Source organism: Streptomyces paludis (assembly GCF_003344965.1).
GTDB lineage: Bacteria > Actinomycetota > Actinomycetes > Streptomycetales > Streptomycetaceae > Streptomyces > Streptomyces paludis.
In genome coordinates this window covers 4,414,542-4,440,551 of record NZ_CP031194.1, presented here as the reverse complement: position 1 = coordinate 4,440,551, position 26,010 = coordinate 4,414,542, and the positions used below count along the sequence as shown (strand labels likewise).

General features: G+C 70.6%; 22 protein-coding genes and 2 pseudogenes. 14 read left to right on the top strand and 10 right to left on the bottom strand.

Going from position 1 to position 26,010, the window contains the following annotated elements; translation table 11 throughout:
- Window positions 1-16 precede the first annotated feature (16 nt).
- Window positions 17-1,039: an EamA family transporter gene (locus DVK44_RS19750; RefSeq protein ID WP_408055336.1), complete on the bottom strand. Its 1,023-nt coding sequence runs from the start codon at window positions 1,037-1,039 to the stop codon at window positions 17-19.
- Window positions 1,040-1,200: 161 nt separating this feature from the next.
- On the opposite strand from DVK44_RS19750, the gene DVK44_RS19745 reads away from it, so the two are divergent.
- Window positions 1,201-2,067, top strand: coding sequence for a LysR family transcriptional regulator (locus tag DVK44_RS19745; RefSeq protein ID WP_114660840.1), 867 nt, complete (start codon window positions 1,201-1,203; stop codon window positions 2,065-2,067).
- A 448-nt stretch (window positions 2,068-2,515) separates the two neighbouring features.
- Here DVK44_RS19745 and DVK44_RS19740 read toward each other — a convergent pair whose 3' ends face one another.
- From DVK44_RS19740 to DVK44_RS19720, 4 genes are all read right to left on the bottom strand, one after another.
- A complete protein-coding gene (locus tag DVK44_RS19740) occupies window positions 2,516-3,184 on the bottom strand; it encodes a 2OG-Fe(II) oxygenase (RefSeq protein ID WP_114660839.1) in 669 nt (222 codons plus the stop codon).
- A complete protein-coding gene (locus DVK44_RS19735) occupies window positions 3,181-3,513 on the bottom strand; it encodes a tail fiber domain-containing protein (protein ID WP_228447268.1) in 333 nt (110 codons plus the stop codon). The genes DVK44_RS19740 and DVK44_RS19735 overlap by 4 nt, the downstream gene beginning before the upstream one ends.
- Window positions 3,514-3,515: 2 nt before the next feature.
- Window positions 3,516-3,872, bottom strand: coding sequence for a hypothetical protein (locus DVK44_RS19730; RefSeq protein WP_228447267.1), 357 nt, complete (start codon window positions 3,870-3,872; stop codon window positions 3,516-3,518).
- Window positions 3,873-4,777: 905 nt separating this feature from the next.
- Window positions 4,778-5,365, bottom strand: coding sequence for a TetR/AcrR family transcriptional regulator (locus DVK44_RS19720; protein WP_114665291.1), 588 nt, complete (start codon window positions 5,363-5,365; stop codon window positions 4,778-4,780).
- Between the two features lie 119 nt (window positions 5,366-5,484).
- Here DVK44_RS19720 and DVK44_RS19715 point away from each other — a divergent pair.
- The 7 genes and pseudogenes from DVK44_RS19715 to DVK44_RS19685 all read left to right on the top strand — a co-directional run.
- Window positions 5,485-5,706, top strand: a pseudogene (locus tag DVK44_RS19715) (nuclear transport factor 2 family protein); the annotation flags it as partial.
- The gene (locus DVK44_RS19710; RefSeq protein WP_114660837.1) at window positions 5,703-6,605 is read left to right on the top strand and encodes an NAD(P)H-binding protein; all 903 of its coding nucleotides are present in this window, start codon (window positions 5,703-5,705) and stop codon (window positions 6,603-6,605) included. The pseudogene DVK44_RS19715 and the gene DVK44_RS19710, both read left to right, overlap by 4 nt.
- Before the next feature lie 170 nt (window positions 6,606-6,775).
- Window positions 6,776-8,269, top strand: a complete 1,494-nt coding sequence (locus tag DVK44_RS19705) for an FAD-dependent monooxygenase (RefSeq protein ID WP_114660836.1) — start codon at window positions 6,776-6,778, stop codon at window positions 8,267-8,269.
- A 205-nt stretch (window positions 8,270-8,474) separates the two neighbouring features.
- Entirely contained in the window at window positions 8,475-9,131 is a 657-nt protein-coding gene (locus tag DVK44_RS19700; protein WP_114660835.1) for a hypothetical protein, read from the top strand.
- 111 nt (window positions 9,132-9,242) lie between these two features.
- Window positions 9,243-10,133: a DUF4097 family beta strand repeat-containing protein gene (locus DVK44_RS19695; protein ID WP_114660834.1), complete on the top strand. Its 891-nt coding sequence runs from the start codon at window positions 9,243-9,245 to the stop codon at window positions 10,131-10,133.
- Window positions 10,134-10,184: 51 nt separating this feature from the next.
- Complete coding sequence (locus DVK44_RS19690; RefSeq protein ID WP_114660833.1) at window positions 10,185-11,198, top strand: ATP-binding cassette domain-containing protein; 1,014 nt, start codon at window positions 10,185-10,187, stop codon at window positions 11,196-11,198.
- Entirely contained in the window at window positions 11,198-12,031 is an 834-nt protein-coding gene (locus DVK44_RS19685; RefSeq protein WP_114660832.1) for an ABC transporter permease, read from the top strand. The genes DVK44_RS19690 and DVK44_RS19685 overlap by 1 nt, the downstream gene beginning before the upstream one ends.
- A 189-nt stretch (window positions 12,032-12,220) precedes the next feature.
- On the opposite strand, the gene DVK44_RS19680 is transcribed toward DVK44_RS19685, so the two are convergent.
- Entirely contained in the window at window positions 12,221-12,679 is a 459-nt protein-coding gene (locus DVK44_RS19680; RefSeq protein ID WP_114660831.1) for an ATP-binding protein, read from the bottom strand.
- A 184-nt stretch (window positions 12,680-12,863) separates the two neighbouring features.
- Between DVK44_RS19680 and DVK44_RS19675 the strand changes: the two genes are divergently transcribed.
- The 6 genes and pseudogenes from DVK44_RS19675 to DVK44_RS19650 all read left to right on the top strand — a co-directional run bounded on the left by DVK44_RS19675 (window position 12,864) and on the right by DVK44_RS19650 (window position 19,782).
- Window positions 12,864-13,685, top strand: coding sequence for a helix-turn-helix domain-containing protein (locus DVK44_RS19675; RefSeq protein WP_228447646.1), 822 nt, complete (start codon window positions 12,864-12,866; stop codon window positions 13,683-13,685).
- Window positions 13,686-13,695: 10 nt separating this feature from the next.
- Window positions 13,696-13,893, top strand: a complete 198-nt coding sequence (locus tag DVK44_RS19670) for a DUF397 domain-containing protein (protein ID WP_114660829.1) — start codon at window positions 13,696-13,698, stop codon at window positions 13,891-13,893.
- Window positions 13,894-15,570: 1,677 nt separating this feature from the next.
- The gene (locus DVK44_RS19665) at window positions 15,571-16,767 is read left to right on the top strand and encodes an acyltransferase family protein (protein WP_114660828.1); all 1,197 of its coding nucleotides are present in this window, start codon (window positions 15,571-15,573) and stop codon (window positions 16,765-16,767) included.
- 254 nt (window positions 16,768-17,021) lie between these two features.
- Window positions 17,022-17,489 (top strand): annotated as a pseudogene (locus DVK44_RS19660) (SigE family RNA polymerase sigma factor); the annotation flags it as partial.
- 220 nt (window positions 17,490-17,709) lie between these two features.
- Window positions 17,710-18,285 carry a hypothetical protein gene (locus tag DVK44_RS19655; protein ID WP_162793965.1) on the top strand — a complete coding sequence of 192 codons (576 nt, stop codon included), beginning with the start codon at window positions 17,710-17,712 and terminating at the stop codon, window positions 18,283-18,285.
- Between the two features lie 96 nt (window positions 18,286-18,381).
- Window positions 18,382-19,782, top strand: coding sequence for a DUF2079 domain-containing protein (locus DVK44_RS19650; protein WP_114665290.1), 1,401 nt, complete (start codon window positions 18,382-18,384; stop codon window positions 19,780-19,782).
- Between the two features lie 59 nt (window positions 19,783-19,841).
- Here the strand turns inward: DVK44_RS19650 and DVK44_RS19645 are convergent, their stop codons facing one another.
- The 4 genes from DVK44_RS19645 to DVK44_RS19630 all read right to left on the bottom strand — a co-directional run bounded on the left by DVK44_RS19645 (window position 19,842) and on the right by DVK44_RS19630 (window position 25,872).
- Complete coding sequence (locus DVK44_RS19645) at window positions 19,842-20,984, bottom strand: type III polyketide synthase (protein WP_114660825.1); 1,143 nt, start codon at window positions 20,982-20,984, stop codon at window positions 19,842-19,844.
- Between the two features lie 13 nt (window positions 20,985-20,997).
- Window positions 20,998-22,137: a cytochrome P450 gene (locus DVK44_RS19640; RefSeq protein ID WP_114665289.1), complete on the bottom strand. Its 1,140-nt coding sequence runs from the start codon at window positions 22,135-22,137 to the stop codon at window positions 20,998-21,000.
- Window positions 22,138-22,488: 351 nt separating this feature from the next.
- On the bottom strand, window positions 22,489-22,827 hold the full coding sequence (locus DVK44_RS19635) for a hypothetical protein (RefSeq protein WP_114660824.1): 339 nt from the start codon (window positions 22,825-22,827) through the stop codon (window positions 22,489-22,491).
- Between the two features lie 84 nt (window positions 22,828-22,911).
- Entirely contained in the window at window positions 22,912-25,872 is a 2,961-nt protein-coding gene (locus tag DVK44_RS19630; RefSeq protein ID WP_114660823.1) for an FAD-binding and (Fe-S)-binding domain-containing protein, read from the bottom strand.
- Window positions 25,873-26,010 lie beyond the last annotated feature (138 nt).

Genomic DNA, 26,010 nt, shown 5'->3' with positions numbered 1-26,010 from the left:
ATCGCTCGTACAGGGGCTACTTGGGGAGACCCCCGGGCCCGGCGGCCCGGCCGGCCCGCTTACGGGCGGCCCGCGGCCCGCCGCGCGACCCGATCTGCGTCCGTACCGCGCCCATGCTCGCCACGATGACCAGCGTGATCGCGAGCGCGTCGGTCACGGAGAGCGCCTGGTGCAGCACGAGGAAGCCGGCGGTCGCCGCGATGGCCGGCTCCAGGCTCATCAGGATGGCGAAGGTCGGCGCGGGCATCCGCCGCAGGGCGAGGAGTTCGAGGGTGTACGGCAGTACGGACGACATCAGCGCGACCGCGAGCCCGAGCCCGAGCGTGCTGGGCGACAGGAGCTTCATCCCCGACTCGGCGATGCCGAGCGGCAGCGCGATCAGCGCGCCGACCGTCATCCCGAGGGCCACCCCGTCCGCCTGCGGGAAACGCCGCCCGGTGCGGGCGCTGAAGACGATGTACGCGGCCCACATGGCACCGGCGGCGAGCGCGTACGCGGCGCCCACCGGGTCGAGCCGGTCGATACCGCCGCCTCCGGTGGCGATGCCGCTGAGCAGCACCAGCCCGACGAGCGCGAGGACGGCCCACAGGAGGTTGACCACCCGGCGGGAGACGATCACGGAGAGCGCGAGCGGCCCGAGCACTTCGAGGGTGACGGCGGCGCCCAGCGGGATGCGGTCGACGGCCTGGTAGAAGAGGACGTTCATGGTGCCCATCGCGGCTCCGAAGGCGACGACGGTGCCCCAGTCGGCGCGCGAGTAGCCACGCAGCGTGGGCCGGCAGACGGCGAGCATCACGACGGCGGCGAGCGCGAGCCGCAGCGAGACGACACCGAAGGCGCCGGCGCGCGGCATCAACGTGACGGCGACGGCCGCGCCGAACTGTACGGAGAGCCCGCTGGCGACGACGAGGGCTACGGGCCCGAGGGTGCGGCGGGAGGAGGCGGGGGCGGGGGGTGCGTCGGTGGCGGGAGCCGTGGCGGGAGCACCCACGTCTACGGGCGCGGCAGTGCTGGTGGGCGACTCACGCAACTCTTCCACCGCGGACCGACCTTCCTTCCGTTCAGTACATCGATTAGTACACCACAAAGAACGACGAGTCCAAGATACTGCACCGCCGGGAGGGTCCTTACCAAAGGACGGTACGACCGTGTCCTTCACCCTGTGAAATACCGATCGCGCTGCGGTTATGCTCCGGACGCATGAGCATCGAGCTGCGCCATCTCCGCTGCTTCCTCGCCATCGCCGAAGAGGGCGGCGTGACCCGCGCGGCGGCCAGGCTCCACCTCACCCAGCCGTCCGTCTCGCGCACCCTCGCCGCCCTGGAGAGGCATCTCGGCGTACGGCTGGCGGACCGCTCCACCCACCACTTCGTCCTCACCGCCGAGGGCCACGCCTTCCGGACCCGGGCGGCGACGGCCGTCGCCGCGTTCGACGCGGCGCTGGACACCGGCCGGACACGCCGCCGCCCACTCCGGGTCGGCCACGCGTGGTCGGCCTTCGGCACGTACACCACACCACTGCTGCGCCGCTGGCAGGAGCGGTACCCGGACACACCGCTGGAGCTGCGCCGGATCGACGACCGTACGGCCGGACTGGCCCGGGGCGAGGTCGACGCGGCGCTGCTGCGCGGCCCGGTGGAAGCCCCCGGCCTGGTCACGGAGCTGCTGCTGACCGAGCCCCGGATGGCAGCGGTCCCGGCGGACGGCCCGCTGGCCGCGCGCGACACACTGACGCTCGCGGACCTGGCGTCGCAGCCGGTGATGGTCAACACGGTCTCGGGCACCACCACCCGGGCCCTCTGGCCCTCCCACGCGGGCCCGGTCACCACCCTCACGGTCGGCAACACCGACGACTGGCTGACGGCGATCGCGGCGGCCCGGGGAGTCGGCGTCACGGGCACCTCCACGGCGGCCGTACACCCCCACCCCGGCATCGCCTACCGCCTCCTCACCGACGCCCCGCCGCTCCCCGTCCACCTGGCCTGGCGCGAGGACAGCCCGCACGCGGCGATCCCGTGTTTGGTGGCCTTGGCGCACGAGATCACGGCTGAGGGGGGTGAGGGGTAGGGGGGTGGGTCTGAGCTGGGCGTTGTTGGGTGTGGGGCCGCCCCTCCAGCTGTGAGTGTCGCGTCTCCAGGTCAGGAGTAAAGGGCGCTCCTACGTCGCGTCGGCTGCGCCGATTCCGCTTCGCTGCACCCTTGACACCTGCCCCGGAGCCGCAAGTGCGGCTTGTTGGGCGGGGCGGCCGGGTGGGAGGGGGTTGCCCGGGGGGCCCGCTGTACTGCCACTCGGCTCAGGGTCCGGCGGGCCGGTGGCCGGATAGCCCCTGCGGGGCCGCGCGGCAGAGGGTGGGGCGGTCCCACACCGGCTCAGCGGCCAACGGTCCGCTGCTGGTTGCGACTCATGTGTGGGTGGTGGGACGGGTGGGATCTGTGTGGCGACGTGTGGGGCACCGACGGAATCTCTTGTGTCCAGGAGTGCGCAGGACGCCGTTTTGGGTGCAGACGGGGCCCGCTCAGCCAGCTTCCGCAGCTCTGGCGGTCGGGTCGGGGCTGCACAGCCAGCCGTTGATGGCGAAGCGGCTGTCCGCGTGCTGTTTGCCGGGGCAGTTCACCGGGCGTACCTCGTGCCAGGCGCTGGGCAGGAAGAACACGATGCTGTCGTGCTCGGGCGGCCAGTCCCGCCAGGTGTGTTCCTCCCACTTCCCGGTGGTCTCGGTGTGCAATGGCAGGGCGGCATCGAAGACGCGCAGCTCGCCTCCGGTGAAGGGCCGGGGTGTGCGGTGCAGGTAGTAGACGAAGGTGAGCAGGCGCCGGGGCGAGAACTCGGCGCTGCTGTCCTGGTGCGGCCCGTAGAAGTCGCCGTCGTTGTGCACGTTGAGGCTGTAACTGGGCTCGGTGTGACGGCAGGAGACGCCAAGAGTGTGCTCGACTGCCTCGACCACCTCGTCGATGGCCGCCAGCAGCTCGGGCGCGGCGAAGTCCTGGTACGAGCGGGACCGGCGGATGTCGGGGACCACCTCGCGGTCCCGGATCGTGGAGGGCTTCAGCGCGTCGGTGGACGCGATCGCGCGCTCCAACAGGGCGCCGGCCGCCGCCTCCCCGAGGAACTGGGTGATACGGCAGACCGTCACCGGAAGCCGCCAGATCGCGTCCGTACTCAGCCGCTGGTCCGTCGCCGTCATGGGGTCCCGCCTTTCGGGCCGGTGGCCGCGCGCAGGCGGTCGACTTCGGCCGTGAGTTCTTCCACGCGACGGTTCAGGGCCTGGACACACACAAGAGCCACGCCGAGCCCGTCGACCATGGGGATGGTGGTGTCGTCCCGGTTGAAACCGAAGGCCGCGTGCCAGTCCTGGGCCATCGGCCCGAGGTGGCGTACGTCCTCGGGCTCCCAGAGGTAGCGCCAGGTGCTGACGGGCAGCGCGGCCACCGTCTCCAGAACCGCGTAGCCGTTCACCGCGCCGACCGGAGCCGTACCACCGCTCGCGCGGGACCGCCGACGGAGGAACCGCATCCTCACCGCCTCCAGTCGACCGGGACCACGTCCCGCTTGAGCCCACGGTCGCTACAGACGCTGCACGGGGCTCCCGGAACGCCCGGGCCCTGGTCGATGCCGATGACGATCGCGCCGTGCGCCCCGGCCGGGGCGTGGACACCGTCACCGACCATGGCGGCCTCGTAACCGCCCAGCAGCTCCTGGACGGTCCCGATGCCGAGGTTCTCCGGGGCGGTGATCGCGGCCACGCCGTCGTAGTCGGTGTAGGCCGCGCCCAGGGTCCGGCCGCCGATGGTGGCGAACATGATGCGGGCACCCCGGATGGGCTCCCCGGTCACCGCGTCGACGGCCATGGCGTGGATGTTCTCCAGCTGCATCTGCGTGACGTTCAGGCTGGCCTGACTGGTCGTCAGCCTGGTCGGCTTGAGGCTCGGGCACTCGGCCCCACTACACGGCGCGGCCACCGCCGGCGTAGCCGCAGTGACAGCGGTCCCCACCCCCAGCGACGCCAGAGCCGCCGCCATCACCGCGACGCTCCTACGACCCACAGAACTCATATCCACTCCCCTGATCCGGACGACGCAGAGGAGCGTACGGTCGCCAATCCGCCCAAGGCCGAGCGCCAACCCGGGTTCACTTGATCTGATGACCCGCCAGCAGCACAGTGACGAACGCGCTCGACCGGCACAAACCCCTGAGCGACCCCGAGCCCACAAATCCCCAAGCGGACAAGGGACTTGCCCAAACCCCAGCACTCACAACACCCCCTGACACCCCACCCCTCCCACCCCCACACCCAAAGCAGCATCCTGCGCACTCCAGGACACAAGAGTGCCCGCCGGAGCCCCACTGGCCGCCACACAGACCCCACCCATCCCACCACCCACACTCGGCGCCCAGCGGGGCTTGAGTCGCAACCGACAGCGGACGGTCGGCCGCCGAGCCGGTGTGGGACCGCCCCATTACTCTGCCGCGCAGCCCCGCAGGGGCTATCCGACCACCGGCCCGCCGGCCCCTGAGCCGGCCGGCAGTACGGCAGGCCCCCCGGGCAACCCCCTCCCACCCGGCCGCCCCTCCCAACAAGCCGCACTTGCGACTCCGGGGCAGGTGTCAAGGGTGCAGCGAAGCGGAATCGGCGCAGCCGACGCGACGAAGGAGCGCCCTTTACTCCTGACCTGGAGACGCGACACTCACAGCAGGAGGGGCGGCCCCACTCCGCACTACCCCCGCCACCGCCCCACCCCCCCTACCCACCCCAACCTTCATCCCCCACCCTCACCCCTCACCCCTCACCCACAACTCCCCTAACAAAGTCGCCCAATTGCGCCCGCATCGCCTCGCGCGACACCCCCTCCCGACCGGCCAAGTGCTCAACGAGGTCAGCCCGGATGGCGGCGAGCAGCACATGAGCCGTAAAGCCGCTATCGGCCAAACCCCGCCCCGGAATCCGCTCCAGCGCGGCACGCAGCAGGCCGTGCCACCGCTCGTAATGCTCCGCCTGGTACGGGCTGCCGCTCCCCGACTCCTCAAGGGCGAGCGAGAGGTGCCGGTTGTCGAGCTTGAAGCAGAGGGCGGCGTCGAGCAGGGCGGGTACGCGCTCGCGCGGCGGGGTGGCCGGGCCCAGGGGCGGCGGACCCGTTTCGATGGAGAGCCGGAGCGGTTCGAGCCGCGCCTCGTACAGCGCGCGGAGCAGCCCGGTGCGGTCACCGAAGGCACGGAAGAGCGTCCCCTTGCCGACGCCGGCCGCCGCGCCGATGTCGGCCATGGTGACGTCCTTGGGGCTCTCGCACTGGGCGAAGAGGGTGTCGGCTGCCGCGAGGACGGCCTGCCGGTTGCGGACGGCGTCCTTGCGTGGCTGGCGCTCGGGCACGGGCACGGGGTTCCTCCGTTTGCAAAGCGGACCCTCGGTCCGTATCGTCGGCCAGGACCAATCCGGACCCTGGGTCCGGATTCTATGCGACCGGAGGCCACCATGCCCGCCCCACCCCTACCACCCCCGAGGTCGCCATCGTCGAGATGCGCGGCGTCGGCCGGCTGGTGCAGACGGACGGCCCGTACGACATGAGCTATATCGTCGTCGTGACGGTCAAGGACGGGCGCTTCAGCTCCTACCGCGACTACTGGAACCCCCTCTCCGTCCCCGAACCCGCCGTATCCGGCACCGAGTTCGGCATCGAGTTCAACACCGAATCCGCCAGGAGCACCGGATGACCGGCACCGACACCGACACCAACACCGGCACGACCCTGGTCATCGGCGCGACCGGCACCACCGGCAGCCGTACGGTCGCGCGACTGACAGCGGCTGGCCACCGAGTCAAGGCAGCCAGCCGCACCCCCCAAAACACACCCCTCACCTCCCAGACCACCAACACCCCCACCCCCACCTCCCCCACCTCCCCCACACCCGTCCCCTTCGACTGGTACACCCCCGCCACCCACGCCGCAGCCCTGGACGGCGTCGACCGCGTCTACCTAGTCCCGCCCGTGGGCGACGTGGACCCGGCGGCGGTCATGCTGCCGTTCCTGCGGCAGGCCCGTACCGCCGGAGTGCGGCGCGCCGTGCTGCTCAGCTCATCCGCCGTACCGAAGGGCGGCCCGGCGGTGGGTGAGGTGCACCAGGCGCTCCCGGAACTGTTCGAACAGTGGGCGGTGCTGCGCCCCTCCTGGTTCATGCAGAACTTCACCGGCGCGCACATGCACGCCGCGAGCATCCGCGAAGAGGGCGCCCTCCTGACCGCGACCGGCAGCGGCCGGGTCGGCTTCGTGGACGCCGGGGACATCGCTGCCGTCGCCGCCCGCGCGCTGACCGATGAGCAGGCGCCCAACACCGATCTCGTCCTCACCGGCCCGGAGGCGCTCAGTTACGACGACATCGCCGCGACCGTCACCGAGGTCACCGGCCGGACCGTGGTCCACCACCCGATGTCGTACGAGCGGATGCGCGACCGCCTGGCGGAGGTGATGCCGCCGGAGTTCGCCGCGCTGCTGGCCGGGCTGGACCGGACGATCGCCGAGGGATCGGAGGACCGCGTCACCGACACCGTCCAGCGGATCACCGGCCGGCCCCCGCGCGGCTTCCGCGCGCTCTACGAGAACGAGCACCAATAAAAAAGAAAGAAATAGAGGGAGGGAGGGAGAAATAAAGAGAGGCGAGAAGGTATACCCACTCCTCGCCACTCTTAACTTATAGCGCACTGGGGGGCTTGCGGCAAGCCCCCGGTCGTACCGCAGAATCTCCAGCCGAAGCCAGAAATCGTGGCAGTAAATGGGGGTTTGCAATGATCGACGTCATCATCGCGGGCGGCGGACCGACCGGCCTGATGCTCGCCGCCGAACTGCGGCTGCACGGTGTGCGCACGCTCGTACTGGAGAAGCTGACCGAGCCGATCACGTACTCCCGCGCACAGGGGCTGCACGCGCGCAGCGTCGAGGTGATGGACCAGCGCGGCCTGCTGGAGCGGTTCCTTCCGCTCGGCAAGAAGTACGCGGTCGGCGGTTTCTTCGCCGGTATCGGCAAGCGGTGGCCCGCACAGCTCGACACCGCGCATTCGTACGTCCTCGCCATCCCGCAGCTGGTCACCGAGCACCTGCTGACCGAGCGCGCCATCGAGCTGGACACCGAGATCCGGCGCGGTGGCGAGCTGGTGGGGCTGAGCCAGGACGACGACGGGGTGACCGTCGAACTGGCCGACGGCACAAGGCTGCGCTCGCGCTACCTCGTCGGGTGCGACGGCGGGCGCAGCACGGTGCGCAAGCTGCTCAGTGTCGGCTTCCCCGGTGAGCCCTCGCGGGTCGAGACGCTGCTGGGGGAGATGGAGGTGGGCGTACCGCCGGAGACGATGGCGGCCGTGGTGGACGAAGTGCGCAAGACGCAGTCGCGGTTCGGCACGATGCCCACCGGGGACGGGGTGTACCGCGTGATCGTGCCCGCCGAAGGGGTGGCCGAGGACCGTACGGTCGCGCCGACCCTGGAGGAGTTCAAGCAGCGGCTGCGGCATTTCGCGGGTACGGACTTCGGCGTGCACTCGCCGCGCTGGCTGTCCCGGTTCGGCGACGCCACGCGACTGGCCGAGCGCTACCGGGTCGGCCGGGTGCTGCTGGCCGGCGACGCGGCGCACATCCATCCGCCGACCGGCGGGCAGGGCCTGAACCTCGGCATCCAGGACGCCTTCAACCTCGGCTGGAAGCTGGCGGCGGAGGTCAACGGCTGGGCGCCGCAGGGGCTGCTGGACAGCTACCACGCCGAGCGCCACCCGGTGGCCGCCGACGTGCTGGACAACACGCGCGCCCAGATGCTGCTGCTGTCCCCCGAGCCGGGCCCCAGGTCGGTGCGCAGGCTGATGGCGGAGCTGATGGACTTCGAGGAGGTGAACCGCTATCTGATCGAGAAGATCAGCGCGATCGCGGTCCGCTACGACTTCAGCGCGGGCGACGAAAGCGGCGACAGCACCGAGAGCACCGAGAGCACTGACGGCAGCGAGAGCACCGACGCCCACAACCTGCTGCTCGGCCGACGCCTCCGGGACATCGAACTGAAGCGGACCCGTCTGTACGAGCTGACGCACGCCGGCCGGGGGCTGCTGGTGGACCAGACCGGCAGGCTCTCGGCGGCGGGTTGGGCGGACCGGGTCGACCATGTCGTCGATGTCAGCGAGGAGCTGGCGGCACCGGCGGTGCTGCTGCGGCCGGACGGCCATGTGGCGTGGGTCGGCGAGGACCAGCAGGAGCTGAACGACCGGCTCCAGAGGTGGTTCGGCACGGCCACCGGCTGAGGGAACGCGTGGCACCACCTGACGCCACGACCACGCACCACCTGGCACCACCTGACACCAAAGTGGCACCACCCCAACCCCAAAACCTCACCCACCCCAACCCACCACCACACCCAGGGGCCAAGAAACCGCAGCTCAGAGCGCATGAGCCAAAAAGGTGCCACAATGGCTCGCCATGGCGCCATCGATGTGCCATGATGGCACCATGGACCTCACGCCCTACGTGGACAACCTCCGGCAAGAACTCGCCATCGCGGCAAACGCCGGCGGTGACGAAGCCCGCGCCCTCGCGGAGCGGCTCACCGCGCCCCTGGAGTCGGCCGCTCGCCTCACCCTGCTCAACGCGCTGTCCGCGGCCATGGGCGAGGTCACCCGGGAGCTGGCGCCCGGGTCGGTCGATGTGCGGCTGCGCGGGCTCGACCCCGAGTTCGTGGTGACGGCGGCGCCCGCGCTTGAGCTGTTCTACGAGCCGCGGGCGTCGCCGCCGGACGCCCTCTCCACGACGCCTTCCGCCACGCCCTCCGCCTCCGCCGCCGCCTTCGCGCCTTCCGCCGTCACGCCCTCCGCCTCCTCGGCCGCCGCACCGGAACCGGCATCGCCACCGGCGGACGCCGACGACGGCGCCATGGCGCGGATCAACTTCCGCCTCCCGGCCCACCTCAAGGGCCGCGCCGAGAGCGCGGCGGCGGCGGAGGGCCTGTCCGTCAACGCCTGGCTGGTACGGGCCGTGTCCACCGCCCTTGACGACGGGGAACGCACGAACGCGCCGAACCGCGGCAGGGGCACGGGCACGGGCAGTACGGGCTCGGTCGGCACGGGCACCAGCTCGGGCGGCAGGGGATTCACCGGCTGGGTCCGCTAGCCCCTCCTCAACTGGAACTCATCAACTGAGCCCCGCCCGCACATCACCCGCCCACAACATCACCCGCCTCACCGACGGGATCACCACACACACCAAGAGGACGGCACAGCCATGCCTACGTACGAGACCCCCGAACCGATCTCCGCCACCTTCGAGTTGGAGGCCGGCACCGCCCACATCACGGCCGGCAAGCGCACCGACACCGTGGTCGAGGTGCTGCCGCGCAACGGATCCAACGAGAACGACGTACGTGCCGTACAGCAGACCCAGGTCACCTACTCGGGCGGCCGTCTGACGGTCAGGACACCCAAGAAGAGGTCCCTGTTCGGCAAGTCGGGGGCCATCGAGGTGAGCGTCGAACTGCCCCTCGGGTCGGATGTCCGGGGCACCACGGCGATGGGCGGCTTCTACTGCGACGGCCGCCTCGGGGAAGTCACGCTCAAGAGCGCGCTCGGCGATCTCCAGGTGGAAGAGGCGGCGGGCGCCGGTCTCAAGACCGACCTGGGCGATATCCGGCTGGCCCGCTCGACCGGGGACATCGAGGTCATCGGCGCGGGCCGGATCGAGGTCGGCACGGCCACCGGCACGGCGACCGTCAAGAACGGCAACGGCGCGACGCGGATCAGCGAGGTCACCGGCGAGCTGAAAATCTACGCGGCCAACGGCGACGTCTCGGTCGGGGTCGCGCACAGCGGCATCGACGCCAGGTCCGCCAACGGCCGGATCGAGGTCGGCGTCACCCACGCCGGGGTCACCGCCGTGTCCGCGAACGGCGGCATCCGGATCGATGACGCGGCCCGCGGCCGCATCGATCTGCGTACCTCCGTCGGTGAGCTGGAAGTGGGCGTCCACGAGGGCACCGCGGCCTGGCTCGACGTGCACACCAAGTTCGGCACGGTACGCCGCGAGCTGGGCTCCGCCGCCGCCCCCTCCGACTCCGACGAGACCGTCGAGGTGTACGCGCGGACCGCGGCCGGCGACATCATCATCCGCCGCGCCTGAACCCGATACTCCTGCTTCCCCTCCCTTCCCCTCCCCCGAAAGGAGAACGGCATGCCCACCCAGAAGACATCCGCGCGGCCCCCGGCGATCACCGCCACCGGACTGCGCAAGTCCTACGGCGACAAGCTCGTACTCGACGGCATCGACCTGAACATCGAAGAGGGCACCATCTTCGCCCTGTTAGGGCCGAACGGCGCCGGAAAGACCACGACGGTAGAGATCCTCTCCACACTCATCAACGCGGACGCGGGCACCGACGCGGACGCGGGCACCAGCACCAATACGGACGTCACCGCGGCCGAGCCCGAGGTTTGGGTCGCAGGCCACCACCTGACCCGGGAAGCCGACGCCGTCCGCTCCGCGATCGGCGTCACCGGCCAGTTCTCGGCCGTCGACAATCTGCTGACCGCCGAGGAGAACCTGCTCCTCATGGCGGATCTGCACCACCTCGACCGGCGCGAGGGCAAGCGCCGCGCCAAGGACCTGCTGCGCCGCTTCGACCTGTCCGAGGTGGCGGACAGCCCCACGGTCACCTTCTCCGGCGGGATGCGGCGCAAGCTCGACCTGGCGATGACCCTGGTCAGCGGTCCACGGATCATCTTCCTCGATGAGCCCACCACGGGACTCGACCCGCGCAGCCGGCGCACCATGTGGGAGATCATCCGGGAACTCGTGACCGACGAGGGCGTGACCATCTTCCTGACCACGCAGTACTTGGAAGAGGCCGACCGACTCGCCGACCGTATAGCCGTGTTGGACCACGGCCGGCTGATCGCCGAGGGCACCGCCGACGAGCTGAAGCAGCGCATCCCCGGCGGCCATATCCGGGTGCGGTTCACCGATGTCCAGAGCCTGGACACCGCCGCGAGCGTCTTCGGCATCGGCACACGCGACGAGGACTCCCTCACGCTTCAGATACCGAGCAACGGGTCCCTTCCCAGTCTGCGGGCCGTGCTCGACGCCCTGGAGACCACCGCCATCCAGGCCGAGTCCCTGACCGTCCACACCCCCGACCTCGACGACGTCTTTCTCACCCTCACCGGCCAGCCCAAGGAGAACGCGTAATGGCCACCGTGTCCTACGCCGCCAGAGACTCCAGGACGATGCTGCGGCGCAACCTCAAAAAGGCGCTGCGGTACCCGTCGATGACGTTCACGGTCATCAGCATGCCGGTGATGATGCTGCTGCTGTTCAACTACGTGTTCGGCAGCACCCTGGGCACGGGCATCAGCGCCCTCCCCACCGCCGACGGAGCCGGAGCCGGAGCGGGAACCGGCTCCGGCACCGGCTCCGGCAACTACATCGACTACGTCGCGCCCGGCATCATCCTCATGGCAGCCACCTCGGGCGCTCTGACCACAGCGATCAGCGTGTGCGTCGACAAGACCGAGGGCATCGTTGACCGCTTCCGTACGATGCCGATCTCCCGGACCGCATTCCTGACCGGCCATGTCATCAGCAGCGTGATCCAGACGATGGCCGGCATAGCCCTCGTCCTGGGCGTCGCCCTGCTGATGGGCTTCCGCCCCAACGCGACGCCCGTCGAGTGGCTCGCCGCCATCGGTCTGCTCACCTTGCTCACCCTGGCGCTCAGTTGGCTCTCCACGGGCATCGGCCTGGTGGCCAAGACCCCGGAGACCGCCAGCAACATCCCCATGCCGCTGACGCTCCTTCCGTTCCTGGGCAGCGCCATCGTGCCGCCGGAGTCCATGCCCACAGGTCTGCGCTGGTTCGCCGAGAACCAGCCCTTCACCCCGGTCATCGAGACCCTGCGCGGCCTGTGGCTCGGCACCGGGATAGGCAACAGCGCGGTCATCGCCGTCGCCTGGTGCGGGGCGCTGCTCCTGGTCGGCTACCTGTGGGCGCGCCACACTTTCAGGACGGGGGCCAAGCGGTAAGGACCCCGGACTCCTCCTCTACTGCTTCCCCCTCAGCTGCTACTTCCCCCTCAGCCCCCGTCCGCCGTAACCACTCCGGCACGGGCACCGGTACCGGCACGAAGACAAGAGCCCCGGCGAGGGCGCCCAGGCAGATCGCCGTAACGACGAAGTCCCAGGCCGTGCCGCCGCCACCGTCACCCGGCCGCGTCATACGGTCTCCAGCGGACCGGACGGCCTGGCCAGCGTGAACCAGACGACCTTGTGCCCCGGCGAGCAACCCCCGTGCACGGTCGCACCCCAGGCCCACGCCAGACTCTCGACCAGCAACAGCCCCCGCCCGCTGTCCCGGTCCGACACCGGTACGGCAACGGGCAGCGCCCAGGGCTCGTCGTCCGCGACACAGACGGTGACCCGCTTACGGTCGACCGTGACATGCACCCGGATGAGCGGCGTGGCGGTATGACGATGCGCGTTGGTCACCACCTCGGTCACACACAACCGCGCGTCCTCCATGAGCGCGCCGTGCCGGTTGATCCCCAGCAACGAACTCACAAAGTCCCGGGCGACTTTGGGCGCGGCGGCGGTGTTGGGCAGGGCCAACCGGTACGTGTCCCCGCGCGGCGGGGGTGGGGGTACGGGGCGGGCGGTGGCGTTGACGGTGGTCATGTCGTTCTCCCCTACTGACGTGCGGAGTTGCAGCACCAGAAACCTTAGGGCGCATAATTGCCACGACGCAATATAGCCACTCGAAATGGTGATACTGGTGGACCCGCAACACGGATGCGCGCGACACTGAGCACAGACAGGGGAAGGTGACATGCCCGCAAGGAGCAATCCGACGGTGCGCCAGATGCGCCTCGGGGAAGAGCTGAAGAAGCTACGCAACAGCGTGAACAGAGCGGCCCGCGAAGCGGCCGGCCTTCTGGCCACGGATCAGGCAAAGATCAGCCACATCGAGGCAGGCAAGATCGGCATCAGTGAGGAGCGGGTCCGCAAACTGGCCGTGTTCTACGAGTGCAACGACACCGCGTTGATCGAAGCGATGTGCGCCATCACGCACGAACAGCGCGGGCAGTTCTGGTGGGACGACTATCGCGGCGTTCTGCCGCTGGGCTTCCTGGACATCGCAGAGCTGGAGCACCACGCCGCACAACTGCGTTACCTCCAACCGGTGACATTTCCGGGCGTCTTGCAGACGGAGGATCACGCACGAGCCCTGTTCGGCAGATCGCTTCCACCACTGCCGGCCAACGAGGTGGAGGCTCGGGTCGATCACCGAATGAAACGCAAGGGGATTTTCGACCGCGAGAATCCTCCGGCCCTGACGGCCACCGTTCACGAAGCCGCGCTACGCATGCGTGTCGGGGGACGACAGGTCGCCCGCAAGCAACTTGAGCACCTCATCGAGATGTCGGAACGGCCGGGCATAACGCTTCGGGTCATCCCCTTCACCAACGAGGACTTCATCGACCTCACCCACACCGTGCTATATGCGAGCGGGCTCGTCCCGCAGTTCGATACCGTCCACATCGACAACCTCTACGGCGGCCGCTTCCTCGGCGGTGCCACCGAACTGGAGAACAATCGAACGCTGCTCGACTTTGCCGAGCAGGCTTCATTGGGGCCTGTTGAGTCGCGCAGCTTCGTTCATCACATCGCGCGAGAACTGTGAGAGATCAGGCATGAGCAGAGAGATCCACTGGCAGAAATCGTCACTCTCGGGCAACGGGCCGCAGTGCGTCGAGGTTGCCGCACACGACGGTGCGATCCTGATGCGCGAGAGCGACGACCCGAACACCATTACAACTACCAACCGCACCAAGTTCGCCGCGTTCGTCGCAGGCGTCAAAGCAGGCGAGTTCGATCACTTCATCGTCTGAATCCGCCTGACCTGCACATGGAGCCCCTCGCCCAGCCCGGCGGGGGGCTCCGCCCATACAACCAGCGGCATGAATGCCACGGGGCACAGTTGCGGCCCGCCCATCCGTGACGCTACCGTCACTACGCGTCGACGTCCGGGCGCGTTCCTCGGCAGGTTCCTGCCCAGACCGGCGCAACTCTCCCTGTCTCGCGCCCCATTGGGGAGAGGTAAGGGGTTGCCCCCCGCCCGCCGCTTCCTCATGCCGGCGCGCAGGCAGGGGGCAACCCTGTTCCCCCACATCACGCCCGCGTCACGCGTCGAGGAGAGGGCACAACACCCCATGACAACGCAGACCACAACGGATCCACCCCCCATCTCCGCCCGTCAGCACCTGTCACTGCTGATCGCGACGTTCGGAGCGAACGGCGCGCTCCTCATCCCCAAAGACAGCCCGCACGGAAAGAACCCCCACACCCCACAACCGCCCACCACCGACACGCCACTTCGGTAAGTCGACGGGACCTGCGGGTCAGTACCAAGAGGTAACCGGGGTGTACGGGGGCGAGGTGCTTGGCGCTGGGCCGCCCCTCCTCCTGTCAGTGTCGCGCCTCCGGTGGAGGAGTAAAGGGCGCTCCTAACGTCGCGTCGGCTGCGCCGACTCCGCTGCGCTCCGCCCTTGACACCTCCCCCGGAGTCGCAAGTGCGGATGAGGGGGGGCGGCCGGGGGGAGGGGGCCCGAGGGGTCCGCTGTTCTGCCACTCGGCTCAGGGTCCGGCGGGCGGGTGGGCCCTGCGGGGCTGCGCGGCAGAGGAATGGGGCGGCCCCACACCGGCTCAGCGTCCGACCGTCCGCTGTTTGCCGAGACTCAAGCCCCGCTGGTCACCGAGTGTGGGTTGTGGGGTTACTGGGACACGGGTGGCGCCAAGTGGGCCCCTGAAGGCCGTCCATGCGCCTAGAAGGGCCGCTAACGCACCTGAGGACACATGTGCCGCCCGACGAGACCCCCAACAGGCCACCAAACCACCCCATAAGGGACAACCGAGTGGGGATGCCCCGCCCGCAGACCCGGCCGGGCGGCAGAACCCGTCCGCCTTCCGGGCACCACAACGCAACGGTGACCAGCGGGGCTTGAGTCGCAACCAACAGCGGACGGTCGGCCGCCGAGACGGGGCCGAGTCACCCCATTCCTCTGCTGCGCAGCCCCGCAGGGCCCACCGGCCCGCCGGACCCTGAGCCGAGTGGCAGTACGGCGGACCCCTTGGGCCCCCTCCCCCAGGCCGCCCCCCCTCTTCCGTACGCGCGCCGGAAGGGGAGGTGTCAAGGGCGGAGCGCAGCGGAGTCGGCGCAGCCGACGCGACGTTAGGAGCGCCCTTTACACCTCCCCCGGAGGCGCGACACTGACAGGAGGAGGGGCGGCCCAGCGCCAAGCACCTCGCTCCCGTACACCCCGGTTACCTCTTGGTACTAACCCGCGCCCAGCGGCGTATGAGAAACGCCCAGTTGGAGCGTCCAGAAGCGCGCGGTTAAGTCTCTGGGAACTCTGGGCGGTGATTCGGCAAGCGTTGTGACAAATCCCTGTCCAGAGCACGAAGAATATGCGTGTCCGTTCGATATGTGGCGGTTATGGCGGTCGTAGCTTGAGGCGTCCGTTGCCTCCCGGCCCGGCCATCCCCCATCCCCATGTAAGGACGGACAGGTGTCGACGCAGGGCACGGAGAGCGGAACGGAGGCGTCTCAGCAGTTCCCCGGGGACTCACGGCACGCGCATCCAAGCGCCGTCACCAGCACCGGCACTGTCACCGACACCGGCGCCCGCGCCCGCGCCCGCTCACGCGTCGGCCGGCGGCTGTACGCCATCGACGGCATCCGGCTTCTCGCCGCGCTGATGGTCGCCGTACACCACTACGCCGGCACCCGCAGGGTTGATCAGCCGGGCAATCTCATCTGGGGCCGGCCGGCGTCCGACATCATGCCTACGGTCTTCCGGTTCGCGGCCTACGGGTGGATCGGCGTCGAGATCTTCTTTGTGATCAGCGGCTTCGTGATCTGTATGTCCTGCTGGGGGCGTTCGCCGAAGCAGTTCTTCGTGTCGCGCGTGATCCGGCTCTATCCGGCGTACTGGTTCGCCATCGTCTTCACGACGTCCGTACTCGTCGCGTTCCCGGGCGTCTGGGACCACCTGCCGACGCGGGACGTCCTGTTCAACTTCACGATGCTTCAGTCGGGTTCAGGCGTCATGAACGTCGACGGTGTGTACTGGACCCTCTGGGCCGAGCTGCGTTTCTATCTGCTGTTCCTGGCGGTGGTGCGGACCGGGCTCACGTACCGCAAGGTCGTCGTCTTCTGCTGTGTCTGGGGCGCGGCGGCCATGATCGCCCCGATCGCGAAGCTGCCCCTGCTGGAGCTGGTGGCGAATCCGGAAGGCGCCTGGTACTTCATCGCGGGGCTCGTTCTCTACCTCATGCACCGCTTCGGCCAGAACCTGCTTCTGTGGGGCATCCTCGCCATGGCCTGGCTCATGGGCCAGCGGGAACTGGGGATACGGATCGACGAGGTCGAGCATGTGTCGAGCTGGCGCGGAGCGGTGCTGATCTTCACGGTCTTCCTGCTGACCATGGTCGCCATCGCCCTCGGCGCGACGGACCGCATCCGGTGGAAGTGGCTGGTCACAGCGGGCGCGATGACGTATCCGCTCTACCTGATGCACTACGCGGCCGGTACGACCGTGATCCATTACCTGCGGAACACGATGGACCCCCGGCTGCTGGTCGCCACGGTGATCGCCGGGTTCATGGTGCTGGGCTGGCTGGTGTACCGGATCGTGGAGCGGCCGTTGTCGGGGGCGCTGAAACGGGGGTTGGCGACGTCGTTCGCGCAGTTGCGGAAGGCGTAGGGGGAGCGAGGGCGCGGGCGCGCGAGTCCCTCTCCCCGTATCTCGCTGGCCGGATCTGTATGTCCAGGGATACGGCTCCGGCAAGGGCTTCACGAACAGCCCCGGCACCGGCATCCGCAGCCCCACGCCCCCTATCACCGGGGGCGGTGACCGAACCGGATCGGGTGCGGCGGAAGATTTCCGGCTGAGGGTGTCAACCGGATCGTGAGCCGGGGCGTATACCCGGCGAGATCTGGCCACGTTCGGGGAGCCGCATGACCGTCGAGGAGTTCGAGGAGTTCTACGCCCGTTCCGTACAGCCGCTGGTGGGGCAGGTGTATCTGTTCACCGGTGATCTGCATGAGGCGCAGGACGTCGTGCAGGAGGCGTTCGTACGGGCGTGGGACCGGCGCGCGCGGCTGGACCTGGGCGCCGGGCCCGAGGCGTGGGTCCGTACGGTCGCCGTCCGGCTGGCGATCAGCAGATGGCGCGGGCGCGGGCGGGCCGTGGAGGCGTGGCGGCGGCTGAGCGGGGCGGGGCCCCGGGAGCTGGCGGCGCCGGGGCCGGACGGGGTCGCGCTGGTGGCGGCGTTGCGGCGGCTGTCCTCGCGGCAGCGGTTGGTGACCGTACTGCATTACGTGTGCGATCTGCCCGTGGACCGGATAGCGGCCGAGACGGGGATCTCGCCGGGGACCGTCAAGACCCATCTGTCGCGGGCCCGGAGCGCGCTCGCGCCGTACCTCGACGCAGGCGCGGACGATATCGGCGCGGACGACTCTGCCCCGGACGACGCCCCTGCGCGCACCGCCCCGGCCTCCGGCAGTCCGGCCTCCGGCACCTCGCCGCACGGCACCGCCGCGCTCCGGAAGCTGTCCCCCGGACCCGGCCCCGGACCGGAATACCCACCCGCGTACCGCACCTCACCCCCGCTCGCGCACACCACCCTCCACCAGGGGGCATACCGTGTCTGACCGCCTTCCCCCCAACGGCTCCCCCGACGGCCCCCCAGACAGCCGGGACCGGGCCGACGAGTTGCTCGCCGTCACCCTCAAGCGGGCCGCCCACGACGCGCGGAGCCTCGCGCCGCCGCCCACGCCCGTCGCGGAGATCGTGGCGCGCGGGACGCGGCGGCGGCAGTGGCGGCTGGCCGCCACCGCGGCCGGTGCGGTGGGCGCGGTGGGCGTACTGGCCGGGGTGAGCGCGCTCGCCGTGACGGGCGCGCGCGCCGGGCAGCCGCCGGCCGCGCCCGCGCACTCCGGGACGGAACCGGCCAGAACGGTCCCGGGTCCGACAGGAACGACACCGAGCGCGGGCCCGACGCGTACGCCATCGTTCGGCGGCCCGAGCGCCCTCCCGTACCCGTCGGAGTCGGTCCCCTCGGGCAGCCCCGAACCTCCGGACTCATCTCCGTCCCCGTCCAACTCGCCGTTCCCGTCCGACTCCTCGTTCCCGTCCGAGTCCCTGTTCCCGACCCTCACCATCACCCCAACCGCCCCCACCTCCGACCCCACCCTGACGGTCGCCGGCACCACCCGTTGACCAGCAGTAAGGATCCCCACTGTGCCCGGCGTCAGCCTCAGCGGTCTTACCCTGCCCACGTTCCGCGCCTCCACCGTTCCCCAGCTCCGCAGGCGGGTGCGTGACCGCGTGCGCTCCACGGCCCGCTCGTTCCGCGACCCCTACCCGTACGCGCTCGCGCTTCTCCTCTTCTGCGCCTACACGATCGTCTCCGTCGGCCGGTACCGGAATTTCGCCACCATGTCCTGGGACCTGGGCATCTTCGAACAGGCGATACGTGCCTACGCCCATCTCCGCGCGCCCATAGTCGATATCAAGGGCCCCGGCACCAACGTCCTCGGTGATCACTTCAGCCCCGTGACCGCGCTGCTCGCTCCCGCGTACCGGCTGCTGCCCACCCCCGTCACCCTGCTGGTCGCCCAGGCGGCGCTGTTCGCAATCTCCGCCATCCCCGTGACCCGGGCGGCCTCGCGGTTCCTCGGGTCGAAGCGCGGACTGGCGATCGGTGTCGCGTACGGGCTGTCCTGGGGCGTGCAGCGGGCCGTGGCCTTCGACTTCCACGAGATCGCGTTCGCCGTGCCGCTGATCGCCTTCTCCCTGGAGGCCGTGCTGATGCGGCGCTGGCGGGCGGCGCTGCTGTGGGCCGTGCCGCTGGTGTTCGTGAAGGAGGATCTGGGGCTGACGGTGGCGGCGATCGGGATCCTCGTGGCGGTACGGGCGCGAGGTGCCTCGCCCCGGGCCGTCGGATGGGGCGTGGCGGTGGCCGGGATGGCGGCGGTGTGGGCGCTGCTCGTGTTCACCGTCGTCATCCCGGCCTTCAACACCAGCGACACCTACGACTACTGGTCGAAGGTCGGCGGCGGGGGCGGGCCGCTCGACGGCCTCGATACCAAGGTGCGCACGCTGGTCTGGCTGCTGCTGCCGACGACCGGGCTGCTCGCGCTGCGCTCCCCCCTTCTGATCGTCGCCGTGCCGACACTCAGCTGGCGTTTCCTGTCGGCCGAGGAGCACTACTGGGGCACGGGCTGGCACTACAGCGCTGTGCTGATGCCCGTCGTGGCGCTCGCGCTGGTCGACGCCCTGGACCGTACGCGGAGCAGCCGGCGCCCCTGGCTGCTCGCGTACGCCCGTCATCTCCCGGCCGCGAGCGCGGCGGCGGCGATCGCGCTGACCACGTCGCTACCGCTGGCGGCGCTGGTCGAGCCGGATCCGTACCGTACGACTCCGCAGGCCGAGGTGGCAGTGAAGATGCTGGCGCGAATACCGAGCGGGGCGACGGTCGAGGCGAACATCGGACCGCTCGCCCACCTCACCTCGCGCTGCCGAGTGTTCTGGGTGGGCGATACGCAGGGCATCACACCCGACTACATCGCCCTCCAGAACAGGGCCACCCGCGATCCCGTGATCTACGCCGGTCAGCTCCACCCCAGGGCCACCTACACGGTCCTCGACCAGGGGGCCGGTTACGTGGTCCTGAAGCGCCAACCGGACCCCGGCTCAACGGACACCGGCGACTAGTGCCCCTCCCGGCAAGCTTTGCCCCGGTCGTCTCCGGCGCGGGGCGTGGCCACCGCCGGTCAGCTGTCGGCCGCTCCCGATCCCACCCCCTGCAACGCGGCTGCCGGTACGGCCAGCTCCAGTTCCCGGGCCGCCTCCCGCGGATCCTCCCGGCCCGCGTCCGTCCAAGTCCCGAGGGTGATCTCCGCGGTGATGCCCGGCCCGAACCCGGCGATGACGCCCCGGGCGCCGTGCTCCGCGCCGCCCTCCACGAAAAGGCGCTCCAGGGCGTCGAAGATGACCGCGCTGGCGATGTTCCCCCGTTCGGTCAGGGTGGCCCTGCTGTAGCGGAACATCTCCGGCGGCAGGTCCAGATAGTGGCTGAGGTCGTCCAGAATCCGGGGGCCGCCCGCGTGGACGACATAGAAGTCGAGGTTGGAGACGTCCCAGTCGTGGGGCGCGGCCATGTCGCGCATCGCGGGCGCGAGCATGGCCATGGTGCCCGGGACACGCTTGTCGAGCAGGAAGTGGAAGCCGGTGTCGCGCACCGCGTAGGAGATCCAGTCCTCGGTGCCGGGCACGAGATGGGATCCGTTGCGCTCCAGCCGTACGCCCGTGCCGCCGTCGCCGCGCACAACCGCCGCCGCGAGGGCGTCGCCGAAGAGGCCGTTGGAGAGCAGGTTGCCCACCGCGAGGTCGGTCGGCTGGTAGCAGAGGGAGCAGAACTCGCAGGCCACGATGAGGACGTTGGCGCCCGGGTAGGCGACGCAGAAGTCGTGTGCCCGGTTGATGGCCGCTCCGCCGGCGGCGCAGCCGAGCTGGGCGATGGGGAGCTGGCGGGTCTCCGGGCGGAAGCCGAGGTTGTTGATGATCCAGGCGGTCATCGACGGCATCATGAATCCGGTGCAGGAGACATAGATAATCATGTCGATGTCGGTGGGGGCGAGTTGGCCGTGGTCCAGCGCGCGCCGGACGACCTCGGGCACGCGCGCCTTGGCCTCCGCCTCGTAGACGGCGTTGCGCGCGGTGAAGCCGGGGTGCTGGAGCGTTTCCTCGATGGGCCGGACCAGGCGGCGGGTCCGGACTCCGGTGTTGCCGATGAGCCTCAGGGCGAGGCCCAGTTGGGGGTGGTCCGCGTGGAGTGTGCGGGCCAGTTCCAGTGTCTCTTCGCGGGTGATGACGTGGTCGGGGACGGCGATCGCCGGTCTGCACAGAGTTGCCATGATCGATCAGTCCTTACCAGGCAACCGGGAGAGCGAGCGGGTAACGCCAGATCGAGACGGTGTTCCACCGCACCTCCTCCGCCGGTACGGCCAGCCGGAGTCCGGGGAAGCGGGTGATTGCGGTGCCGATGGCGACCTGGAGCACCATACGGGCCAGATGGGAGCCGAGGCAGTGGTGGCTGCCGTAGCCGAAGGCCATGTGCGCGACGGGGTCCGGCCGCTCGAAGTCCAGCTCGTCGGGGCGGTCGTAGACCAGATCGTCCCGGTTCGCCGTGAGGTACGAGACATGCACCGTGTCGCCGGCCTTGATGACGACGCCGTCGAAGTCGACGTCCACCAGCGCGACCCGGGGGATACCGACCCCCTGCCGGAACGGGATGAAGCGCAGCAGCTCCTCCAGTGCCTGCGGCAGCAGCTCGGGTCTGGCGCGCACCTGGCCGAGCTGGGCGGGGTGCGTGAGCAGGGTGTAGATGACGTTACTGATGTCGTACGTCGTGGTGTCGTGGCCGGTGACGACCAGGAGCATGGCGAGGACGGCCAGCTCCGCCTCGTCGAGCATCTCGTCACCCACGCGCGCGGTGGCGAGGGCGCTGATCAGGTCGTCGCCGGGGGTGCGGCGGCGGGCGGCGGTCAGCTCGGTGAAGTAGGCGCGGAGGCCGGCCTTCGCGGCGACCGCCGAGGTCTCGTCGGCGGCGCTCATGGACATCATGGCCATGGCCCACTCGCGCAGCCGGGGCCGGTCTTCCTCGGGGATGTCCAGCAGCTCGCAGATCGTCAGCAGCGGCAGCTGGTCGGCGAGATGGTGGGTGATGTCGGCCGGGGAGCCGCTCGCCACCATGGTGTCGAGCAGCCGGTCCACGGTCTGCTGGGTCCAGGGGCGCAGCGCCTCCACCTGGGGTGTGGTGAACGCCTTGATGATCAGCCTGCGCACTCTGTTGAGCGAGGGCGGGTCCATCAGGTTGATCGCCTCGGACTGGGCGATGGGCGCCGGGGTGATCCGGGGGAAGTCCCGCCCGATCAGCGCGGCCCGGCTGAACCGCCGGTCCGAGGTGACCGTCTGGACATCGGCGTACCGCGTCACCAGCCAGCAGTCGCCCTCCCCGTAGGGCATCCGCACCCGGGCGATGGGGGCTTCGGTCCGCATCCGCGACATGAACGGGTCCGGCTCCAGCGCCACATCGTGCCGGACGGGGCAGGTCAGCACGGAACCGGAGCCGGGGTCCGAGCCTGAGTCGAGGCCGGGGCGTGGGCCGGGGTCCGGTCCTGGTCCTAAGCCCAGGCCGACGCCCGAGCCCACGCTCGGAACGGAGTCTGAAACGGTCATCGCGATACCCCCATGAATACGCGTGTCCCGCCCTGAGCGAGACAACAGCATTTATCAGTGAATCCCGAGATATCTCGCACTTCATGCGAGAGAAGGGAAAAACCACTCGTACGTGGCATCGCCCGCCATCCCGGACCGGGTGCGGCCGGCTCGGTCAACCCGGCCGCGCCGGGCGGGCGTTCAGGGCCGGACGAAGGGGAACCAGGTCAGGACGGCATGGCTGCCGGCGCCACTCCGGAACGTCGCTTCGACACGGGAGCCCGCCGCGAGAAACACCAACTGCCGCCCCGCGGCGTGGAGCACCGTCTCCTCGCCGTCCGCCGCGCCCGGCGGGCGGACGGCGAGGGTCGCGGATCCTGGCCGGTCCGCGCCCCCGGGTCCGGCGTCGCGGATGTAGACGATGAGCATGCCGTCCGTGTCCGTGGTCCCGGAGTGGACCGTCGACTCCCTCGCGTTGATCCACTCCTGCTGCGTGGTGAACTGCACGGGCGCCGCCGTCGCGGCGAGTTCGTTGAGCACAGGTCCCCCAAGGGCCGGTAGAAGTGCCGGTGGTCGTGCCGGTGGTCACGCCGACACGAACACGCTACGCGATGGGTCCGACACTCACCGTCGCCGAGGCGTCTCGGCCGTCGTCTCCGCCGACCCCTCCCCCAGCGCCTCCGCCAGGACTTCGGCCAGGTGCCGGGCCCGGTGACCGCCGAGCTGCGCCAGCTGCGTACGGCACGAGAACCCGTCAGCGAGGATCTCGGCACCCGGCCCCGGCCCCAGCTCCCCGGCTGTGTGCGCTGCGTGTGCGGCACGTACCGCCGGCAGCAGCTGGTCCTCGGCGCACGCCACCGACACGCCGTAATGGCCCCGCTCGAAGCCGAAGTTGCCCGCCAGCCCGCAGCACCCGCCGCTCAGCTCGCCCGTCAGCCCGGCCCGTTCGCGCAGCCGCCGGTCCGCGTCGTCGCCCAGGACCGCGTGCTGGTGGCAGTGGGTCTGCCCGGCGACCGGGCGGTCGACGCGTGGCGGACGCCAGTCCGGCGCGTACTCCTCCAGCGCCCGCGCGAACGTCCGCACCGAGGCGGCGAGCCGCGCGGACCTCGGGTCGTCGCCGAGAAGTTCGGGCAGGTCGGAGCTGAGGGCGGCGGCGCAGCTCGGTTCGAGGACGACGACCGGCAGGCCCTTGCCGAGGGCCGGTTCCAGCGCGTCGAGGGTACGGCGCATGACCGTACGGGCCCGGTCGAGCTGGCCGGTCGACACATAGGTCAGACCGCAGCAGACGCGGGCGCGCGGCGGTACGACGACATCGAGGCCGGCCGCCTCCAGGACCCGTACGGCGGCCCGGCCGACCTCCGGCGACAGGTGCTCCGTGAAGGTGTCGGGCCAGAGGACGACCGTGGTGCGCCCGCCGCCCACAGCGGTACCGCGCTGCCGCCCCCGCGCACGGGCCCGCCTGCGCAGCCACTGCCCGAACGTCTCCGTCGCCAGCAGCGGAATCGTCCGTTCCGGCGCGATGCCGCCCAGCCGCTTCGCGACCGCCGCCAGCGGCCGTACCCGTGCCGCCGTGTTGAGCACGCGCGCGTAGGGCGCGGCGAGGCGCAGCCAGCGGGGCAGCATCCCCATGGCGTAGTGCGCGGCGGGCCGCAGCCGGCCCGCGTAGTGGTGGTGCAGGAACTCCGCCTTGTAGGTGGCCATGTCGACGCCCACCGGGCAGTCGCTGCGGCAGCCTTTGCAGGACAGGCAGAGATCGAGCGCGTCGCGTACCTCCGTCGAGCGCCAGCCGTCCGTCACCACCTCGCCCGCGAGCATTTCGTGCAGCAGGCGCGCGCGCCCGCGCGTGGAGTGCGTTTCCTCTCCCGTGGCGCGGAACGACGGGCACATGACACCGGATCCCGGGTTCGGCCCGGCGACACGGCACTTCGCGACGCCCACGCACCGGCTGACCGCCCGCGCGAAGTCCCCGCCGCCGGGCCCGTCGTGCGGGTAGCCGAACGCGACCTGCACCCGCTCGCGCGGCAGCACGGTGAAGCGCAGCTGGTCGTCGAGCCGGCCGGGACGGGCCAGGACGCCCGGGTTCATACCGCCGTCCGGGTCCCACACATCCTTGAAGCGGCCGAAGAGGGCGACCAGTTCGTCCCCGTACATCCGGGGCAGCAGTTCGGCGCGGGCCAGCCCGTCGCCGTGCTCCCCCGACAGCGCGCCGCCGTACGCGACGACCAGCGACGCCGTGTCCTCGGAGAAGCGCCGGAAGCGCCGGACGCCGTCCTCGGTCAGCAGGTCGAAGTCGATCCGGACATGGATGCAGCCGTCACCGAAGTGCCCGTACGGCGTGCCGCGCAGACCGTGTTCCGCCAGCAGGGCGCGGAAGTCGCGCAGATACGGGCCGAGCCGGGCCGGCGGCACGGCGCAGTCCTCCCAGCCGGGCCACGCCTCCGTGCCGTCGGGCATCCGGGTGGCCGTACCGGCCGCGTCCTCCCGTACCCGCCACAGCGCTCGCTGGCCGGCCGGGTCGGTGACGACCGTTCCGGCCAGCGCGTCGGCGGCGCGCAGGATCGCCTCGGCGGCGGCGCGCGCCTCGGCCGGGGTCGCGCCGCCGGTCTCCACGAAGAGCCAGGCGGCGCCGCGCGGCAGATCGCGGCCGGCGCGCGCGGTGACGAGGTCCTGCGCCATGCCCTCGACAGTGAGCGGCCCGTACGGCAGGAGTCCGGCCGCGGCCTCGGCGGCGGCGCTCTCGTCCGGGTAGCCGAGGACGGCGAGGGCGCGCGCGGCGGGCGCCTCGACCAGCCGCAGCTCCGCCTCGGTGACCACGCCGAGCGTGCCCTCGCCGCCGCAGAAGGCGCGGGCGAGATCGGTGCCGTTCTCCGGGAGGAGGGCGTCCAGGGCGTATCCGGAGATACGGCGCGGCAGGCCGGTGGGGAAGCCGGTGCGCAGGGGCGCGAGATGGGCGTCGACAAGTGCGCGCAGCCCGGCGCGCACTCCGGCGGACGCGCTCCCCGATGCGCCGCCGGTCAGACTGTCCCAGCCCTGCCCCAGGCGCAGTTCCTCGCCGCCGTACGTGGTGACGGACAGCGCGCGGAGGTTGTCGGCGGTCGTCCCCCAGGCCACCGAGTGCGCGCCGCACGCGTTGTTGCCGATCATCCCGCCGAGCGTGCAGCGGCTGTGCGTGGACGGATCCGGGCCGAAGGTCAACCCGTACGGCCGTACGGCGTCCCGCAGGTCGTCCAGGACGACACCGGGCTGGACCACCGCCGTGCGGGCCGCCGGGTCGACGGACACGATCGACCGCAGATGGCGGGTGAGATCGAGCACCACCCCGACCCCGGTGGCCTGCCCCGCGATGGAGGTTCCGGCGCCGCGCGGGAGTACGGGCGTACCGTGCTCGCGGCAGACGGCGAGCGCCGCGGCCACGTCCGCCGCGTCGCGCGGGGCGACGACGCCGACCGGGACACGGCGGTAGTTGGAGGCGTCCATCGTGGTCAGCGCGCGTGCCGCCGCCCCGAAATCCACCTCGCCGCGTACGGTCCGGGCCAGGTCCCGCGCGAGCGCCGTAGCCGGTGTTGTCTTCCGCTGCTCAGCCATGACCCCAGGATGCATCCCACGGGAACATGTGAAGAAAAGGAACGGACGGCTCCCATACTGATCGTCAAGTCTCATATAGTGACCACGGTTTGAGCAGGATTCAATTTTTTCGCTCGTTCGCTCCGGCGCACGCGCGCC

Bases quoted from the DNA above. Each gene is read 5' to 3' on its own strand.
- DVK44_RS19710 (WP_114660837.1), top strand. From the start codon at position 5,703: ATGACCGGCACCGACACCGACACCAACACCGGCACGACCCTGGTCATC.
- DVK44_RS19745 (WP_114660840.1), top strand. From the start codon at position 1,201: ATGAGCATCGAGCTGCGCCATCTCCGCTGCTTCCTCGCCATCGCCGAA.
- DVK44_RS19740 (WP_114660839.1), bottom strand. From the start codon at position 3,184: ATGACGGCGACGGACCAGCGGCTGAGTACGGACGCGATCTGGCGGCTT.
- DVK44_RS19675 (WP_228447646.1), top strand. From the start codon at position 12,864: ATGCGCCTCGGGGAAGAGCTGAAGAAGCTACGCAACAGCGTGAACAGA.
- DVK44_RS19695 (WP_114660834.1), top strand. From the start codon at position 9,243: ATGCCTACGTACGAGACCCCCGAACCGATCTCCGCCACCTTCGAGTTG.
- DVK44_RS19680 (WP_114660831.1), bottom strand. From the start codon at position 12,679: ATGACCACCGTCAACGCCACCGCCCGCCCCGTACCCCCACCCCCGCCG.
- DVK44_RS19670 (WP_114660829.1), top strand. From the start codon at position 13,696: ATGAGCAGAGAGATCCACTGGCAGAAATCGTCACTCTCGGGCAACGGG.
- DVK44_RS19640 (WP_114665289.1), bottom strand. From the start codon at position 22,137: ATGTCGCGGATGCGGACCGAAGCCCCCATCGCCCGGGTGCGGATGCCC.
- DVK44_RS19705 (WP_114660836.1), top strand. From the start codon at position 6,776: ATGATCGACGTCATCATCGCGGGCGGCGGACCGACCGGCCTGATGCTC.
- DVK44_RS19730 (WP_228447267.1), bottom strand. From the start codon at position 3,872: ATGCAGCTGGAGAACATCCACGCCATGGCCGTCGACGCGGTGACCGGG.
- DVK44_RS19645 (WP_114660825.1), bottom strand. From the start codon at position 20,984: ATGGCAACTCTGTGCAGACCGGCGATCGCCGTCCCCGACCACGTCATC.
- DVK44_RS19690 (WP_114660833.1), top strand. From the start codon at position 10,185: ATGCCCACCCAGAAGACATCCGCGCGGCCCCCGGCGATCACCGCCACC.
- DVK44_RS19735 (WP_228447268.1), bottom strand. From the start codon at position 3,513: ATGCGGTTCCTCCGTCGGCGGTCCCGCGCGAGCGGTGGTACGGCTCCG.
- DVK44_RS19630 (WP_114660823.1), bottom strand. From the start codon at position 25,872: ATGGCTGAGCAGCGGAAGACAACACCGGCTACGGCGCTCGCGCGGGAC.
- DVK44_RS19700 (WP_114660835.1), top strand. From the start codon at position 8,475: ATGGACCTCACGCCCTACGTGGACAACCTCCGGCAAGAACTCGCCATC.
- DVK44_RS19685 (WP_114660832.1), top strand. From the start codon at position 11,198: ATGGCCACCGTGTCCTACGCCGCCAGAGACTCCAGGACGATGCTGCGG.